The sequence below is a fragment of the Mesorhizobium sp. WSM1343 genome (assembly GCF_055901535.1).
The window spans coordinates 265,693-281,624 of the sequence record NZ_CM148370.1 but is presented as its reverse complement, the minus strand read 5'-3'; the positions used below and the strand labels follow the sequence as shown (position 1 = coordinate 281,624).

Genomic DNA, 15,932 nt, shown 5'->3' with positions numbered 1-15,932 from the left:
CATGTTGGACAAACCTGCCTCGACCCTGCGCCTTCGCGAAAGACTGCTCGATTCCGAGCGGCTGATGGAAGAGACCGGCTGCTATGACGGCATCACGGAACTCACGCTGCGCAACCAGGATCCGCTGAAGTTCGAGACGCTGCACACCAAGCTGCGCGCCTATTGCGTCTCGGCTCGCGAAATGGCCCGCCGCATCTCGGCCTCGCCCGGCGTGCGCGAAGTCGGCGAGATGGTGGTCGCCATCTATACGCCCGAAGGCGACGCCATCGCGCTCTCCAATGGCATCATGGTGCATGTCCATACGATGAGCCGCTTCATCAAATGGATGATCAAGAACAATTACGAGGAAAACCCGAAGATCCGCGAAGGCGACATCTTTGCCAACAACGACGCCTTCATCGGCACCGTGCAGGTGCCCGACGTCATGGACGTGGTGCCGATCTTCCATGAAGGCACGCTGGTCGGCTGGGCCGGTGCCGTCTGCCACGAGCTGGAAGCCGGCGGCATTACGCCGGGCGGCGATGTCTGCCTGGCGCAGGAGCGCTTCACCGAAGGCCTGTTCGTCTGCGCCGAGAAGATCGGCGAGAATGACGAGATCCGGCGCGACTACGTCATCCGCTGTGAGCGCAATCTGCGCATGCCGATCTACTGGGTGCTCGACGAGAAGGCCAAGGTCGCCTCCTGCATCGACATGCGCGAAAGCGTCAAGCAGCTCATCTCGGAGATCGGCCTGGACTACTGGATGAAGGTGTCGAAGGAGTTCATCGAGGAAGGTCGCCGCGCCCAGCTCGCCCGCACCCGCCAGCTCACCGTGCCCGGCATCTACCGCGGCCACACGTTCTACGGCCATGTCACGGCGGGAAAGCCCGGCTTCCAGTTGCTCGGCGATCCCGACTGGCTCTACAACATCCCGATCGAGATGGAGATCACCACCGACGGCAAGATCACCATGGACTTCGAGGGCACGCAGCCCTGGGGTTACCATTCGATGAACTGCACGCCGGCCGGCATGGATGGCGGCATGTTCGTGACGCTGACCCAGCACATGAATTTCGAAGGCCTGGTCAATGACGGTGCCTGGATGGCGACCGAACTGAAACTGCCGCACGGCACCTGGACCAACCCCGACAACGAGATGGTGGCCACCGCCACCTCATGGGCGCTGCTGCTGCCGGCCTACGGTGTTTTCCAGCGGCTTTTGTCGCGCAGTTTTGTCGCGCGCGGCTTCGTCGAGGAGGCCTTTGTCGGCCAGGTCAACAGCCCGATGATCGAGATGGGCGGCGAAAGCCAATACGGCACGCCGTTCGGCATGGCGCATTTCGAGTGCGCTGCCGCCGGGTCCGGGGCGCTCGCCATCAAGGATGGTCTCGACACCGCCTATGTCGGCTGGAACCCGGAATCCGACATGGGCAACATCGAGGTCTGGGAACAGTCGATGCCGATGGTCTATATCGGCCGTTCGATCGTGCCGAATTCCGGCGGCGCCGGCAAATATCGCGGTGGCTGTTCCTTCGTCTCGACCTGGCTGATCAACAAGACCTCACATCTGCGGCTCCACACCTCCGAGCACTCCTCGCGCGTGTTCGACAATGGCGGCATGTGCGGTGGTTATCCGGCGCCGACCTGCCAGAAGCATCGCGCGGCGCGCAACTCAGACATTCACGAACTGGCGGCAAAAGGCGAACCGCTGGCGCATTCGCCCGGCATCGACCCTGACGTCTCCGACTACGAGAAGAACATCGGCGGCGACCATGTCGTGGTCGAAGGCCCCTACATCACCTCGCCGCACAAATCCGGCGACATCTTCAGCCATTCCTACAATGGCGGCGGCGGCTATGGCGACGTGCTGGAGCGCGATCCGATCAAGACGGCATGGGATGTCGAGAACGGCTTTCTCACCCGTGAAGCGGCGGACCAGGTTTTCGGCATTGTGCTGAAGGACGATGAAGACGGTTATCCCGTCGCCGATATCGACGCCACGGTCGAACGCCGCGCCGCCATGCGCAAAGAGCGCCTGGCTAAGGCGATTCCGGTGGCGGATTGGATCGCCAAGGAGCGTGGCCGCGTCGGAAAGGCCGACTTCGCGCCCGAAGTGAAGAAAATGTACGCCAGCGCGATCAAGCTGTCGTCGCGCTTCACCAAGGAATTCAGCGATTTCTGGAACGTCGACGCCAAATCGATCTTCACGCCGGGAGCCAAGCCATGACGTCATACAGCAAGGAAGTCCTGGGCGATCTGGCCGCCGGCAAGCTGCCCTGGCCGCAGACAAGGCGCATCATGAGTGCCTACAAGGATGACGACCGTTTCTTCAAGATGGTTGCCGTCTATCAGGATCGTGTCGCCTGGAAGGACCCGATCCTGCTGCCGGTCTCGGACCATCTGTTCATCTGCCAGAGTGGCGATGAGCGTATTACCCGCTGCGAATGCGGCCACTCCTTCGGCGACTATCGGAAGAACTGGAAGCTCAACGCCGCGATTAACGTGCGCAACACCGAGGAGGCTTTGCGCGAGATCTATCCCAACAGCGATCTCCCTGATCCCGAATGGATGGAAATCCGGGAGTTCATCTGCCCGGAGTGCGGGACGCTGCATGAGGTCGAGGCGGCGGCACCCGGTTATCCCATCGTGCATGATTTCGAACCCGACCTCGAAGGCTTTTATCGCGAATGGCTGGGCAGACCGCTTCAGGGGTCCTGAACCCTCGTCGATGGAGGCTGCGCCGCTGTGATTGCCAAATCCGGTCAGGACTGATTGCCTGCCCAAACGAAGCGGAGACCGTGCGCCATGAACAACCTTTCCGGCCGTAGCGCCATCGTGACCGGCGGTTTCTCGGGCATGGGCTTCGCCATTGCCACGGCTTTGGCCGAGGCTGGGGCCAATGTCGCCGTCGGCTCCTACATCGCGCCTGCCGGCGCCGACAGATCCGATGCCGCCTACTATCCGGCCGCCGACGAGATCGAGCGCGTGCGCTCGGCCCTTGCCGTCCATGGAACGAAAGTTCACGCCGCACACCTTGACGTTCGCGACAGCGACGTCACCAACCGTTTCGCGGCTGATGCCGAGACGGCCATCGGCCCCGCCGACATTCTGGTCAACGCCGCCGGCACCACCGCCGAGCAGCCGGTCTGCGGCCATTCCGACGCGCTTTGGGACAAGATCGTCGACACCAACCTGACCGGCGCCTTCCGCGTCACGCGTGCCGTGCTGCCGGGTATGATCGAGCGCGGCTGGGGCCGCATCGTCAACATTGGCTCGACGGCCGCCTTGGTCGGGTGGAAGGACAACCCGGCCTACTGCGCGTCCAAGGCCGGCCTGCTGGGTCTCACCCGCTGCGTGGCGCTGGAAGGGGCGGCGCATGGCGTCACCTGCGTTATGATCAGCCCGACCTGGGTCGAGACCGAACTGATGCGCCGCAATGTGGCGCAGGTCGTCGAGCGCGAAGGCAAGGGGCGCACGCCAGAGGAAGCGATGGCCGAGATCGCCAGGGGCAACCCGCAGCAGCGCATGCTGCAGCCGCAGGAGATCGCGGCTTTGGCAGTCTTCCTGTGCTCCGATCTGGCCAAGGGCATCACCATGGAAAACATCCAGATCACCGGCGGAGCGCTTTGGTAGCGTCTCGGACACGCAACCGGCTGATCTCTCCGCAGATGCCTCGCTGTAAGACAAGGTGACCGGATTTGCCATTGAGCGCCGGGCGCAATAGGTTATATTGCACTGCACAATGGAGACGCCGTTTATTGCACGCCCATGTCTGCGAAGATTCCGGCCGGCTCATGGCTTGCCGGCCCTGGGTCGTGTCGGCGGGACTCTGAGATGAAGATTCCAAAGTCCCTGCTGATCGATCCCGAGAAGAATTCGGTCTATGGCGCCTTTGCCGTAGCCGTTTCGATCTGGGCGTTTTCTTATTCGGTCATCTTCGGCCAGATATTGATCCTGGCCTACTATGCGGTCTGGCTCCCGCTCATCCTGGTCGACTACCGGCGGTTTGTGAGGCATCTGTCCAGCGCCTGGCTGCCGCTGCTGTTTGCTGCCTATGTCTGCTTCTCGGTTTTCTGGTCGCAGGCTCCCGGCGTCACCGCAAGGACGTCGGTCCAGTATTTTTCCCATATTGCCTGCGCCTACGTAGCTGCGCGCACCGTCAGCGTGCGCACGCTGACCATAGGGGCGCTGATCGGGATATTTGTCGTCCTCATCTATTCGCTGAAGGTCGGGAACTATTCCGAGGATGTCCTCGACGGCACCGTCAACTTCGTCGGCGCCTTCGCCTCCAAGAACCAGATCGGCTTTGTCGGCTCGCTCGGCATCTATTTCTGCGTCGTCTTCCTTGCGTTCTACAGGCGCGGCCGGCTGAGCTTCATCCTGGCGGTGCCCGTCGTGCTGCTGTCGGCCTATGTCCTGGTCGCCTCGCATTCCGCCACCTCGATGGCCTCGATACCCGCGGTTCTGGCGCTGGTGGCGCTTCTTGCGATGAGCAAACTTCTGTCACGACGCTATCGCCGGGTCATCTTCCTGATCGGCGCCGGCCTGCTGGTCGTGACGGCCTTCGTCGCCTTGAATCTCGGGTTGATGGACTTCGTCCTCGGCCTCTTCGGCAAGGATTCGACGCTCACCGGGCGAACCTATCTGTGGGAGCAAGGCTGGAACACGGTCCAGAAATCGCCGATTCTCGGCGTCGGCTATGCCGCCTATTGGGTGCAGGGTTTCGCTGAAGCCGAGCGGCTGTGGAACGAATTCTACATCACCACCCGCACCGGCTTCCACTTCCACAACACCTATATCGAGGCCCTCGTCGAACTCGGCTTCGTCGGAGCGACGCTGGTGTCGCTGATCATGCTGCGCACGCTCTACGGCCACGTCTCGGCGGTGATCTTCAAGGCATGGCAGGCGGACTCGGTGATCCTTTTCGGCGTGATGGTCCTGCTGCTGATCCGCTCCTTCGTCGAGGTCGAGATACTCAACCCCTACATCATGGGTTCTTTCCTGATGTATTTCAGCTTCTTCAAGCTGGCGCGGCTGCCCGTTACCCGCAGGCGGCGGTCACCGGCTCTGGAGCCGGCTGACGCGGCCGGGGGCGAGACTGACTGGCCTCGGTATGCCGGCCATCCGGCGGGCGCCGGTCCCTCATAAATTATCATCTCGCGGGCTGAAGGGAGCGGCCTTCCTCTTTGAGCAAGCATGTGCTCGGACGGGAAGCCTCGATCCCGAGACGGCTATCATAGTTTCCGCAGGGAGATGTTCAAACAACTGAGCCAGGGCCTCATCCCGGTTTGTCGGGTGAGGCTCTGGCTCGAAACACTGGATCGTGTTGGAAGTCGGTCTACTGGCTGGCCAGCGGCGCCAGCTTGATCTTGATCACATCGCCAGGCAGCACCGGGGTTTCTTCCTTGGCGGCTATTTCGCTGGTCTTGCCGTCGACATTGCGCACCAGTGAATAGAGCAGGGTCGGCTGCTGATCATTTGTCATAGCGGCCGCCATCGCGGGATCGCTGGCCTGGGCTATCAGGCCTTTCTGCATGTTCACCTTCAACGCGGCCTCGTTCAGGTCGGTTTCGGTCTGCTGCCGGTCAGTGGCGAGACTTGAACTCAAGGTGTTCTGGGCATCGATAGCATCCTGCTTCGCCTTGCTGATCGCCTGCTTGGCGGTGAGGATGGCGGTTTCGTAGTCCAGGATCTTGCCCTGCAGGTCGGCAACCGACTGGCGCGAATCCAGCAGTCGGGCGTTGGCGATCAGGCCTTTCTGCGCCAGCGGGCCGATGCTGGCGAGCTGCTGCTGCGCCAAGTCGACCTGCTGCTGCTGGTTGACGATCTTCTTCTGCAGCGATTCGATCTCGGATTCCAAAACCCCTTTGAGATCGTCGAGCGCTTCAAGCTTCAGCTTCAGCGCCTTTTGGTCCGCTGTCAGGATCGTCATCTCGTCCGCCACGATGGCTGGCAGTCTCGGATCGCCCTCGACCTCCTTCGGCACGTCGAAACTCGCCTTTCCGGCCATATCCGCATCGATGCGGGCGCGCCTGACGATCAGTCGGATGCGCTGGTCGTCGGAGATGTCGAACATGCCCTTGGCGGTGACCAGGTCCTTGCCGAGCTGGGGGCCGTAGTCGGCGTTTCGCCGGATGCCTCCGGCGACGCTGATGGCCTTCAACACCGTCAGGTCGGGCACATAAGGAAACTGGCCGGGGTTCTGGACTTCGCCCGAAATGTAGAATGGCCGGAACTGCGCCATCTCGACCGAGGCTTCCGGTCTGTCTGACAAAGCGAGCTTTTTCTGCAAAGCCTCGCCGATCGCCGTTGCGATTTCGGACGTGGTCTTGCCGGAGGCCGGCAGTTCGCCGGCGAACGGCACCGACAGCGTGCCGGATGGACCGACCGTGTACTCGCCATTCACCGCCGACCAGTCACGGAATGTGCCTTCAACGGTCTGCCATTCGGCGACGCGGATGGTGAGCTTGTCCTGCGAGCCGAGGCGATAGTCGCCGGCGGCGGCGATGTGCGGGACGACGAGGGCCATGGCAAGGCATGTGGCCAGCAAACGCGCCCGCCGCAGGCGGCCGGAAACCGGGCCGCGAAAGGCTTCGAACAAATCTGTTTTCAACTCAACGTTCCGATCCGCTATAGCCCCATCGCCCGATGAGCTTGCGTCGAATGGCCGACGCCAATGTCTGGCATTGGCCACCGGCCGGTCAGTAAGAACCGCGCGACATCCAGACGGCCGGGACGGTCTTGATGATGATGCGAACGTCCTCGAACAGCGACCAGTTCTCGACATAGTGACGGTCGAAGGCGACGCGGCTGTCATAGGACACATCGTTGCGGCCGCTGACCTGCCACAGGCCGGTCAGGCCCGGACGCGATTTCAGGTAGTAGACGGCGGATGTGCCATAGATCTCCAGTTCGTCGCGCACAACCGGACGCGGACCGACAAGGCTCATATCGCCCTGCAGGATGTTGATGATCTGCGGCAACTCATCGAGGCTGAGTTTCCTCAGCACCGCTCCAACGCGGGTGACGCGCGGGTCGTTCTTCAGCTTGCGGGTCGCGATCCATTCCGCGTTGGCGTCCGGGTTTGTGGCGAGGTAGGCTGCCAGCACCTTGTCGCCGTCCGGAACCATGGTGCGGAACTTCAGGCACGGAAAAATCCGTCCGCCCCGCCCGATTCGCCTGTGGCCGTAGAAAATCGAGCCGCCGTCGGAAAACTTGACGAGCAGCGCTATCATGACAAATAGCGGGCTGAGGGCGATCAAGCCAATCAGTGAACCGGTGATATCGAAGCTGCGTTTGAGCAGGCCGCCGATCGGCGGCGGAAAATCGATGTCAGCCTGCGAAAAGCTCGCGGTGGCCGACTTGGCAACGTCCCTCATGCCGTAAACTCCATGCGTTGAACGAATGGTTCACCACACGATACCCAAAAAATGTTGCAGCGCAACACACAATTTACCACCCCGTTGAAATAGTCACGTCATGGAATGACTAAATAATAAGCTTGCTATGCACAAATTTCGGCATATTTAGCACATTTGTGACAATAAATGGGCACGGCCGAAAAAATAGAGGCCTTTGTGGGGCGGTTTTTAGGCGGACCTACCTATTTGCCAAGGCGAGGTACAAATTAGTGCTTCATCATGCCGTGATGCTTGGTCAAAACCGTATAAAGTACTACTTAATATTGCCAATTTTACTAAAAAATATCGACGAGAGGATATCGGCCTAGCTCCCGTTGCGTGCATTGCAACATGGCAGAGTCGATCGCAAAAGCTCGATCAAAAATAACCGAAGTTGCCCTTGCCGCCTATTGCTCGCCTTAATAGAATTGCAAATTATACCTGTCACGGTGACGACAGGTGGAAAAGGCCGGAAGCAACCGGTCGAGAGTGGGCGACCTTAACAAGCCCACATGACAAGGGACGGCGCTCGGGTGGGGCAATCGCGATAATACCCGAGCCGGTTTATGGGCTGTTGGGTATGGCACTTCCAAAATTCATCCTCGGGATGATTTTCGCTCTGGCGATCGTCGTCGGCTGGTCCTGGCTGGGCGGTGCGTCGATAGGCACGATATTGGTGCGTGTCATCATCTGCGCCGTGACCATTCAGGCCGGCTATTTCGTGCTCATCTACACCATGATCGCCAGGAGCGCGCCGACGCCTGCCGACATAGCTCGTGACGCCGAGCGCAAACTGAACGCACCCGAGGTCGCCGAAAGCGAGAAGCTGGGCGGTGCCAGGCGCGGCCTGCATTGATGCAGACTGCTCAAACGTGGCCCGGTTTGGCGGCAACGACATGCTTCGAGACAAAGGGACCAAAGCGCCGCGTGAATCCGTCTCGGCGCGACGCGTCTTGGTCGCCGGCTCACGCCACATCAGCGGGTTCGCTCTCCGACTGTTCCCCCAACAGCATCCTCGACAACCGGCTGCCGGTTTTTTCCTTCAGCCGCTGATATTGGCCGACCTCGACGATACGGCCGTTTTCCATCGCCACCACCCAGTCGGCGAAGGCGATCATCGACGGCCGGTGCGCGATGGTCAGGATCGTCATCGTACCGCGTAATCCATCGATCGACCTGGCGATCAGCGACTGGTTCTGCCAGTCGAGCGCGCTGGTCGCCTCGTCGAGGATGAGCAGCGACGGCTTGCGCAGCAGCGCGCGCGCGAGCGCGATGCGCTGACGTTCGCCGCCCGAGAGCCGCACGCCGCGATCGCCGACCACCGTCTCGAGCCTGAGGTCGAGCCGTTCGACAAACTCGCCGGCGTGCGCCTGACGCAGCGCGGCCCACAGATCGCCATCGCTGGCCCGTGGCGCGGCGAGGCGCAGGTTCGCCGCGATCGTGTCGTGCAGGAGGAACACGTCCTGCGGCACATAGGCCACCTGGTCGCGCCAGCGACGGCGATTGCTGGCATCGATCTCGACGCCATCGACAAGCATCTTGCCAGTGGTGGGCTCCAGCAGGCCAAGCAGCATGTCGGCGATCGTGCTCTTGCCCGATCCGGACGGCCCGATCAGGGCGGTGACCTTGCCGGCCGGCAGGCCGAAGGTGATGCCGCTCACCACCGCCTTGTCGACAGCATCTCCGTAGGCGAAGGACACGCCGCGAATATTCAATCCCGTATTGAGGGAGAGTGTCCCGGCGTCGGCGAACTCGGTATGGCCGGGTTCGCGTTCGGCGTCGAAACGTGCCTGCAGGCTGCGCATTGCCGTAAAGGCGGGCAGGTTGATCAGCACTTGCTGGGCCTGCGTCTGCATGTCCATGAAGCGCGGCGCGATACGCATGAAGACCAGGAGCAGGACGACGATCTCGGCCAGCGACAGGTTGAAGCGGACCAAAGCCACATAGATGAACAGGCTCAGGCCCACGACGCTCGCCACCTGGAATACAGCAGTGCCGATGGTGCTGTTGCGCACATAGTCGATGTTGTCGGCCTTCATCCTCTCAAGCGTCGACCGCAGCTGCGCGAAATAGCTGTCCTCGACGTTCAGGCTCTTGGCCACCTTGATGCCGCCGAGAAATTCCGAGACTGTCCGGTACTGGTCCTGGCGATTGGCGGTCAGCACACGGCCGAAGGCAGTGGCCCGTGCCCGGAAGGGCCGCAGCGCCACGAACATCAGGATGCCGATGACCACGGCAAACAGCGTCATGACCGGCGAGATAAACACGGAAACCAGGAGATAGCCGGCCAGAAGAACGGCGATCTGCACCAGCATCAGCAGTGAGAAAGCCGCGCCCTGGACGCGGTCGATGTCGCCGGTCAGGGCATGATCGAGGTCGGAACTGCGCATGCGTGTAAAAACGCCCCAGCGCGCCTTGCCGATGCTTTCGAACAGGTTCATGCGAACGCGATTGATGAAATCGAACAGCAATTTGGCCATGTAGACCGACTTGAAGCGATTGAACGCCGCCTGCGCCGCAACAAGCCCGACCAGCGCGCAAAGCACGGTCGTCAGTTGCAGCGTGCCATCAGGCACCAGCCAGCGCACGAAATCATCGTTGGGCAGCCGAACAGCGAAATCCTGGTCGGCACGTCCGACCAGATGCAGCAGCGGGACGAGCAGCAGGATCGAAATGCCCTCGGTCAGGCTACCGAGGATGAGGAAGAACAGCGCCGTCCACGTTCGCCGGCCGCCGATCCGGGCAATGGTGGCGCCGAAGGCGGCAATTTCTCGAAACAGCGACAGGCGAAGGATTGGGGGCTTCGACATGGTTGCGCTCACAACCGCCGGCTGCCAGCCGACAGATCCTTTTCGATCAGTTCCACGGCTTCGCCGATCCTGTCCAGGCCCGTCGGGACTTCCAGCCGGTACACGCCGATATGGTTGGCAATCCATGAACATTGCCGAAGATGCGCCGTCGCGAAGTCGCCGGGCAGGGCCGCGCGGCCGAAGCGCGTCACATAGGAGAATTTGATGATGGCCGGCAGGGCGGCAATGGCGGGCAAGGGCGTGATGCCAGCCCTTTCGCCGCGCTCGAGGATATAGATCCTGGTCGCCGGCACCTCGTCGCCCGAAAAGCCGCCGTTCAGGCGATGCTGCATCTTGTCGATCGCCGGATGCACTTGCGGCCGCACTTCCGCTTCCTCAAGCGAGATCGCCGCCGCGGCGTCGGCCGCCAGCTTGATCTGCGGAAAGCCCGGAACGGTCATTGGCTCACTCGGATTGGCGAGGTCCAGCGCCACCACGTCATCGGTAAGCAGTCGATGCCCGGCCCGGATCATCGCACTTGCGGTCGTCGACTTGCCGGCTCCCTTGTCACCCATGAAGATGGCGCTCGTGCCGGCGGCGGCGATGGCACTGGCATGCAGGACAAGCAGGCCGCGCCGGTGCAAGAGCAGCGCCATGACCGGACCAAGCAGCGGAAACGCGAGCAGTGCGTCGTCGACGCCGGGCGCCGGTTCGATGTCGATACGGCTGGAATCGGTGATCAGGAACGCGCCCACGGCATGCCACGCCAGATATTGCCGGTCCGGCTCGAAGCGAAAGTCGGTCGCGGCTTCGGGCGAGGGCTTTGGCAGGTCGATCGCGCCGACGGCAATCACGACATCCGCCGCCCCCGGCGCCGCCGGCTGCAGTTCGGGCAACGTCACCTCCGACGCGATGGTCAGGCCGTAGGCCCGGTAGAAGCGGCGCTCTCGTATGGCCCGGTCATACGGACGGGGATTATCACTGTATGCGGCCACCGGCTCGTTGCGCGGCATCATGCGGGGCTCCCGCCATGCTGGAGTTGCCGCAGCCAGAGCGACAGCGAGGCCGAGCGCCAGACGTACTGGACATCCAGGGGGGCTGCCTGATCGGGCTGGCGCAGCAGCCGCGCATAGGCAGCACTCACTTGCGGCAGATTGACGTAAGGCGCGATGCGGTTCGCATCCGAGACCAGCAGCTGTTCCAGGAGGTCGCGATGGTTGCGCAGCATGCCGTTGACGAGATTGGCAGTGAAGTCGATCTTGTCGCGCCGCCACTGCACCGCCTCCGGCAATACGCCTTGCATGGCGCGGCGCAGCACATAGCGGCCAAAACCGTGGCTCAGCTTCTCCTCGCCCGGCAGCGCCAGGCAGAACTCGACCAGCGGCTTGTCCCAGAAGGGGTAGCGCGGCTCGACCCCGAAATTGGCGGCGGCCTTGTCGAGAACCTCGAAAGCATGCGGGACATAGCCGTTCGACAGGATCCAGCGATGGCTCAAGGCGTCGCTGGCCTGGACGCCGGGCGGCATGTAGCCGGCCCGGTGAAACCGGTCGACAAGCTCGGTGCGCTTGGCCAGGTCCGGATTGATCAGGTCGCGCCAGCTTCGTGCGCGCGACACTTGCGCGGGCTTGCGGATCTTGTTCAGGGCACGGTTGGCCATATGCCTCAGCCTGGCGATGCGCCAGGCCGGCCCGTAGAGGGTCAGGAACTGGAGATAAAGGCCAAGCGTGCTGTCGCCATAGGTGTTGGATGCGCTGCGGACCTCGCGCCACAGATCCATCCATCGGCCGCCATTCGCAAGCTCGTGCAGGTGGCCGTGGCCTTGTGAAACGACCTCGTCGCCACCATGGCCGTCCAGCAGCACCTTGATGCCCTTGGCGCCGGCAGTCCGGTAGATGCCGCGGGTGAGCGTCAGGCCCGGCGCCAGGAACGTTCCTTCCTGTTCTTCCAGCACGCGCTCGAATTCGGCGAATGGGGCATAGTTGCCGACCGGGATCAGCGTCGCGTCGACCTTCTGCTGGTCGAGAACGGCATCGATGAAGGGCCGCTCGTCCATCGGCGAGCCCTTCTCGAAAATCAGCGAGAACGTTGGCAGCCTCGGCTTGCGCGCGGCGGCATTCTGCAGGCCGGCGACACAGGCGATAGACGAGGAATCGAGGCCGCCGCTCAGCATTGCTCCGACCGCCGAGGTCCCTCGCATGCGGTTGCGCACCGATTGCGAGAACAGATGGGCGAATTCCTCCGATGCATCCGACCGCAAGGGCCGCGCCGACGGCTCGATCTGCCAGTATCGGCGCAGCATCACTTGTTGCGCGGTGACGGTTAGGCTGTGGCGGGCCGGCAGGCTGAATATATCGCTGTAGGGGGTCGACTGCGGGTCGTCGGGAAGCCCGGCCAGGAAGCCGGAGATCTGGCGCTCGCTGACACGTGCGCGGATACCCTCGACGCCCAGGATCGGACCGATCTCCGACGCAAAGGCAAAACGCCGGTCCGCCGCGTGGTAGTAGAACGGCTTGACGCCAAAATGATCGCGCGCGCAAAACAGCGATTGCCGCTCGTCATCCCAGATGGCGAAGGCGAAATCGCCTTGCAGATGCTCCGGGCAGGCTTCGCCCCAGCGCAGATAGGCCCGCATCAGCACGATCGCGTCGGCTACCGACTGGTCGCGGATACCGAGCCTGGCCAGCAACTCGTCACGGTTGTCCAGCCGGCAATCGGCGGTGATGGCGAGCCGGCCCCCAGCCATCGTCAAAGGGCCCGGACCGACTTCATCCGATGTGTTGAGCCAGGCGTGGCCAAGGGCGATGCTGGTGTCCAGCCACCAAGAACTGCCGTCAGGACCACGATGGCGCATGCGCGCCAGCATTTGCTGAATGTCGGCCGCCGCGACCGCCGGTGCGTTTGCTCCGCGCAACAGGATTCCGGCGACGCCGCTCATCGGCTGCCGTGGTCGACGAGATGGGCGAAGCCGTCGATCGATCCGCCAAGCACGATATGGTTGTCGCTGACCAGCCAGGCATGTGCTTTCAACTGCTCGCCTGTGCCACGTTCGATGCCGATGCGTATCGTCGATTCATTGCCTTGGCGGGCGAGAATATACTGGCCGGAGAGCGCCTGGGTCAGGCACGTGGCGTAAGGGACGAAACGGGCCGCGGCGGCAACGCCCGAGGCGACACGCCGCAGTTCGCCCATTGAGGCGCACTGCCGCGCGTCGAGGCGCGTCACCAGGCTGCGTACACGATTGTAGGACAACAGCGTCAGCCCCAGCCGAACTGTCGCCACCACCAGCAGGCAATGGCCAAGGAAGATCATTTCCGAGCCACTCAGGGAGAAAATCCTGACCAGCCCGCGCCGGCTTCCCCCGCGCTTCGTCTGCTTGACGTTTGTTTCTCTCGCCGGTTCCTGCCGTAAAGCCGTGGCCCGCGAAGACAAGGCCCGCGAAACCAGGGCCCGTGAAACCAGGGACTTGTGCTGGACCGGCTTAGACAAGTGCCTCATGATGCCGTCTCGCAAGCCCATTATCGGCCAGGCCCTTCAGCAATGCGTCGACATCGGCCTGGCAGCGCGCCGGGTCGACATTGTAGCGCGCAAGCACGGCGCTGCGGATGTCGCCGATCGACCGGGGTTCCTGGATCAAATCCCAGATGAAGGCGCCGACGCCATTCAGGCTGTAGTAGACATTGGATTTGAGATTGAGCAGCGCCAAGCCATCTCCGAACTCGCAAGCCACGGCATCCTTGGTCGCGCACACGCTATCGTGGTCGCCCAGATCACGGTCGGATAGCTCCCCGTTCATCCCCAAACCTCGCTGACAAAACGCTGCGACATCTCCAGGTGGCGCAGGAGAAATCGGGAGGCTGGCCCCCCGACCCCTCTTACGTCTGCTTTTGAATCCAGAGTCCCAACATGTCACTCTGGAATCGGCTGTAGGTCTCAGGAGAACGTCAGGTCGCCAATCGGCGTATGCGCGGGGAACGATGCGTCGATCGCCGTGCTGCCGCCGCCGCCCTGGGTGATGGTCTCAATCGAACCATGGACCGTCAGGCTTGGCGTTTCATATTCATGCTTTTCAACATTCTGTTCCATTTTACTCTCCGATTTAGGACTGGAAACGGCCTGTCGAGTGCCGTCAGCACTTTTATGCTGCAATGCAATAGCTGCACGGCAGCATTTATGAGTCAAGACTGTTTTACTTTCTGTTAATCAATTACGGTTGCTGGCGTCGTCACATGAGCGGCATGCCTAAAACTTGTCATTTTTTAGCCGATTCCTTGTGCACGACGATCGCGCCTGTGCTGATTCTTTAAGCATTTGATTTTGCTTGCATAAGCCGTTTGCGTTGTGCCTATATTTAGGCCTCTCTAATGAAAAGAATTTCCATTTGAGAAATCGTCCGGAGATTGCCTAAGCCGACGTGGCAAGGGACATTTCAACCGCGGTTTTCACTGCTTTCCGATGCCACCTCGATAGACGCTTTGGTGGCAAAAATTCGCACTGCAGAAGGAAAGGCTTTACGGCATCGAGGTTTTTGGTGATGCTTGCTTCGCATTGCAGCATAAGTGTCGGCGCGAAACGCTTTCTTGGGAGACTGTGCGCTAAATGGCCTTGCCGGATGGCTCATACGAACGATTGCGCGCCGCCGGCTGTGCCGGCGAGGTGGCCTATGTGCAGGCTTGCCTGCGATTGTTTTTCGCCGGCCCGGGCGCGGGCGACGTTTCGATGCGCCATCTTGACGGTGAAAAAATTGCCGAGATTGCCAGGCTGAACAAGGTCGCCGTCTTTGTCCTCAAGGCGCTTTCGCGCGCACCCGCGCTTCAGAGGCCAACTAAGCTTTTCCAATGGCTCGACACCTACCGCAGGAAAACGGTTTCGATGAACGCGTCCTGCATCATGGATTCGATGGCGATCCAGGACGTGCTGCGCGCCAGCGAGATCGATTTCGTTTTTCTGAAGGGTCCGTTCCAGCAGCAACTTCTCTACGACGACCATTTTATGAAGCCCTCGGGCGATGTCGACATCCTGGTTTCGCCGCTCGGATTTTTCAGGGCGCGTGATGCGCTTCGCAAGATCGGCTATGAGGTATCAGGCAAGTCGAGCTCCGTCTGGTGGGTCCGCTTCCTCGGCGAACAGCACATGACCCGGGACGACGGGCCGAGGTCGTCCACCGTCGATCTCCACTACCGCCTCCAGCAGCCCGGCTCGCCAAGCCCGCGCGACGCGGACGGGTTCCTGCGGCGCAAGCGACAGGTCGAAATCGCCGGTGCGACGGTGCCGTTCACCTCGGTGGCCGATACATTGCTTTTGTCCTGCATCAGCGTCGCCAAGGCACTTTTCAACCGGGAACCCTGCGCCGGATACGTCTGTGATATCGGCGCCAGCGCCGGCCGCCTCGACGAGGCGGATCAGCAGCGTTTGCTCGATGCCGCTACCGCGCAAGGTCTGGACGACACGCTGCTGCTTGGCCTGCGCGCCGCCGACGTGCTACTCGGCGGTGCCGCCACGCTGCTGTCGCAGCGCGCGACCAGGATCCTGCCGCGCATCGGCGATGAGGATCTGCTCAGCATGGTCATCGCGCCGTGGCTGCCGTCGCTGCGGTGGCCGCAGCGGCGAACGGTGCTTTGGGAACTGTGCGGCCGCGCGCCGGTCCGCTATCTGGCCGAAGCAGGCTGGGCGGCGTCCGCCGATATCAGCCGCCGCATCTTCGAGCGGCCGGCGAGTCGCTGAAGGTAAATTGGATGCTGATGGCAATTCTGTAGTGCATCGAACG

The 15,932-nt window shown here is 62.0% G+C and carries 14 protein-coding genes; 6 read left to right on the top strand and 8 right to left on the bottom strand.

Translation table 11 applies throughout. The features are described 5' to 3' along the window. Window position 1 precedes the first annotated feature (1 nt). The 4 genes from AC0NIL_RS01300 to AC0NIL_RS01285 all read left to right on the top strand — a co-directional run bounded on the left by AC0NIL_RS01300 (window position 2) and on the right by AC0NIL_RS01285 (window position 5,127). A complete protein-coding gene (locus AC0NIL_RS01300; protein WP_275954164.1) occupies window positions 2–2,206 on the top strand; it encodes a hydantoinase B/oxoprolinase family protein in 2,205 nt (734 codons plus the stop codon). Continuing rightward, the gene (locus tag AC0NIL_RS01295; protein WP_013528124.1) at window positions 2,203–2,697 is read left to right on the top strand and encodes an acetone carboxylase subunit gamma; all 495 of its coding nucleotides are present in this window, start codon (window positions 2,203–2,205) and stop codon (window positions 2,695–2,697) included. Before AC0NIL_RS01300 ends, AC0NIL_RS01295 begins: the two co-directional genes overlap by 4 nt. 87 nt (window positions 2,698–2,784) lie before the next feature. Further along, window positions 2,785–3,612, top strand: a complete 828-nt coding sequence (locus tag AC0NIL_RS01290; RefSeq protein ID WP_275954163.1) for an SDR family NAD(P)-dependent oxidoreductase — start codon at window positions 2,785–2,787, stop codon at window positions 3,610–3,612. Between the two features lie 201 nt (window positions 3,613–3,813). Further along, entirely contained in the window at window positions 3,814–5,127 is a 1,314-nt protein-coding gene (locus AC0NIL_RS01285; protein ID WP_127367914.1) for an O-antigen ligase family protein, read from the top strand. A 190-nt stretch (window positions 5,128–5,317) separates the two neighbouring features. Here AC0NIL_RS01285 and AC0NIL_RS01280 read toward each other — a convergent pair whose 3' ends face one another. Both AC0NIL_RS01280 and AC0NIL_RS01275 read right to left on the bottom strand, forming a co-directional pair. Further along, window positions 5,318–6,580: a polysaccharide biosynthesis/export family protein gene (locus AC0NIL_RS01280; protein ID WP_064992948.1), complete on the bottom strand. Its 1,263-nt coding sequence runs from the start codon at window positions 6,578–6,580 to the stop codon at window positions 5,318–5,320. A 100-nt stretch (window positions 6,581–6,680) separates the two neighbouring features. Further along, entirely contained in the window at window positions 6,681–7,358 is a 678-nt protein-coding gene (locus AC0NIL_RS01275; RefSeq protein WP_013528120.1) for a sugar transferase, read from the bottom strand. Window positions 7,359–7,959: 601 nt separating this feature from the next. Between AC0NIL_RS01275 and AC0NIL_RS01270 the strand changes: the two genes are divergently transcribed. Beyond that, window positions 7,960–8,235, top strand: coding sequence for an exopolysaccharide production repressor ExoX protein (locus AC0NIL_RS01270; RefSeq protein WP_013528119.1), 276 nt, complete (start codon window positions 7,960–7,962; stop codon window positions 8,233–8,235). A gap of 109 nt (window positions 8,236–8,344) precedes the next feature. Here AC0NIL_RS01270 and AC0NIL_RS01265 read toward each other — a convergent pair whose 3' ends face one another. The 6 genes from AC0NIL_RS01265 to AC0NIL_RS01240 all read right to left on the bottom strand — a co-directional run bounded on the left by AC0NIL_RS01265 (window position 8,345) and on the right by AC0NIL_RS01240 (window position 14,251). Further along, entirely contained in the window at window positions 8,345–10,189 is a 1,845-nt protein-coding gene (locus AC0NIL_RS01265) for an ABC transporter ATP-binding protein (protein ID WP_024501839.1), read from the bottom strand. Window positions 10,190–10,197: 8 nt separating this feature from the next. Then, the gene (locus tag AC0NIL_RS01260; RefSeq protein WP_473573865.1) at window positions 10,198–11,184 is read right to left on the bottom strand and encodes a phosphoenolpyruvate carboxykinase (ATP); all 987 of its coding nucleotides are present in this window, start codon (window positions 11,182–11,184) and stop codon (window positions 10,198–10,200) included. Continuing rightward, entirely contained in the window at window positions 11,181–13,103 is a 1,923-nt protein-coding gene (locus tag AC0NIL_RS01255) for a lasso peptide isopeptide bond-forming cyclase (RefSeq protein WP_275954161.1), read from the bottom strand. The genes AC0NIL_RS01260 and AC0NIL_RS01255 overlap by 4 nt, the downstream gene beginning before the upstream one ends. Beyond that, entirely contained in the window at window positions 13,100–13,477 is a 378-nt protein-coding gene (locus tag AC0NIL_RS01250; RefSeq protein ID WP_473573864.1) for a lasso peptide biosynthesis B2 protein, read from the bottom strand. The genes AC0NIL_RS01255 and AC0NIL_RS01250 overlap by 4 nt, the downstream gene beginning before the upstream one ends. A gap of 169 nt (window positions 13,478–13,646) precedes the next feature. Continuing rightward, a complete protein-coding gene (locus AC0NIL_RS01245; protein ID WP_013528114.1) occupies window positions 13,647–13,961 on the bottom strand; it encodes a PqqD family protein in 315 nt (104 codons plus the stop codon). Window positions 13,962–14,098: 137 nt separating this feature from the next. Then, window positions 14,099–14,251 (bottom strand): lasso peptide, encoded by a 153-nt coding sequence (locus AC0NIL_RS01240; protein ID WP_010913078.1) that lies wholly within the window; start codon window positions 14,249–14,251, stop codon window positions 14,099–14,101. Between the two features lie 513 nt (window positions 14,252–14,764). On the opposite strand from AC0NIL_RS01240, the gene AC0NIL_RS01235 reads away from it, so the two are divergent. Then, window positions 14,765–15,889, top strand: coding sequence for a nucleotidyltransferase family protein (locus AC0NIL_RS01235; RefSeq protein ID WP_275954160.1), 1,125 nt, complete (start codon window positions 14,765–14,767; stop codon window positions 15,887–15,889). The last annotated feature ends 43 nt before the right edge of the window (window positions 15,890–15,932 follow it).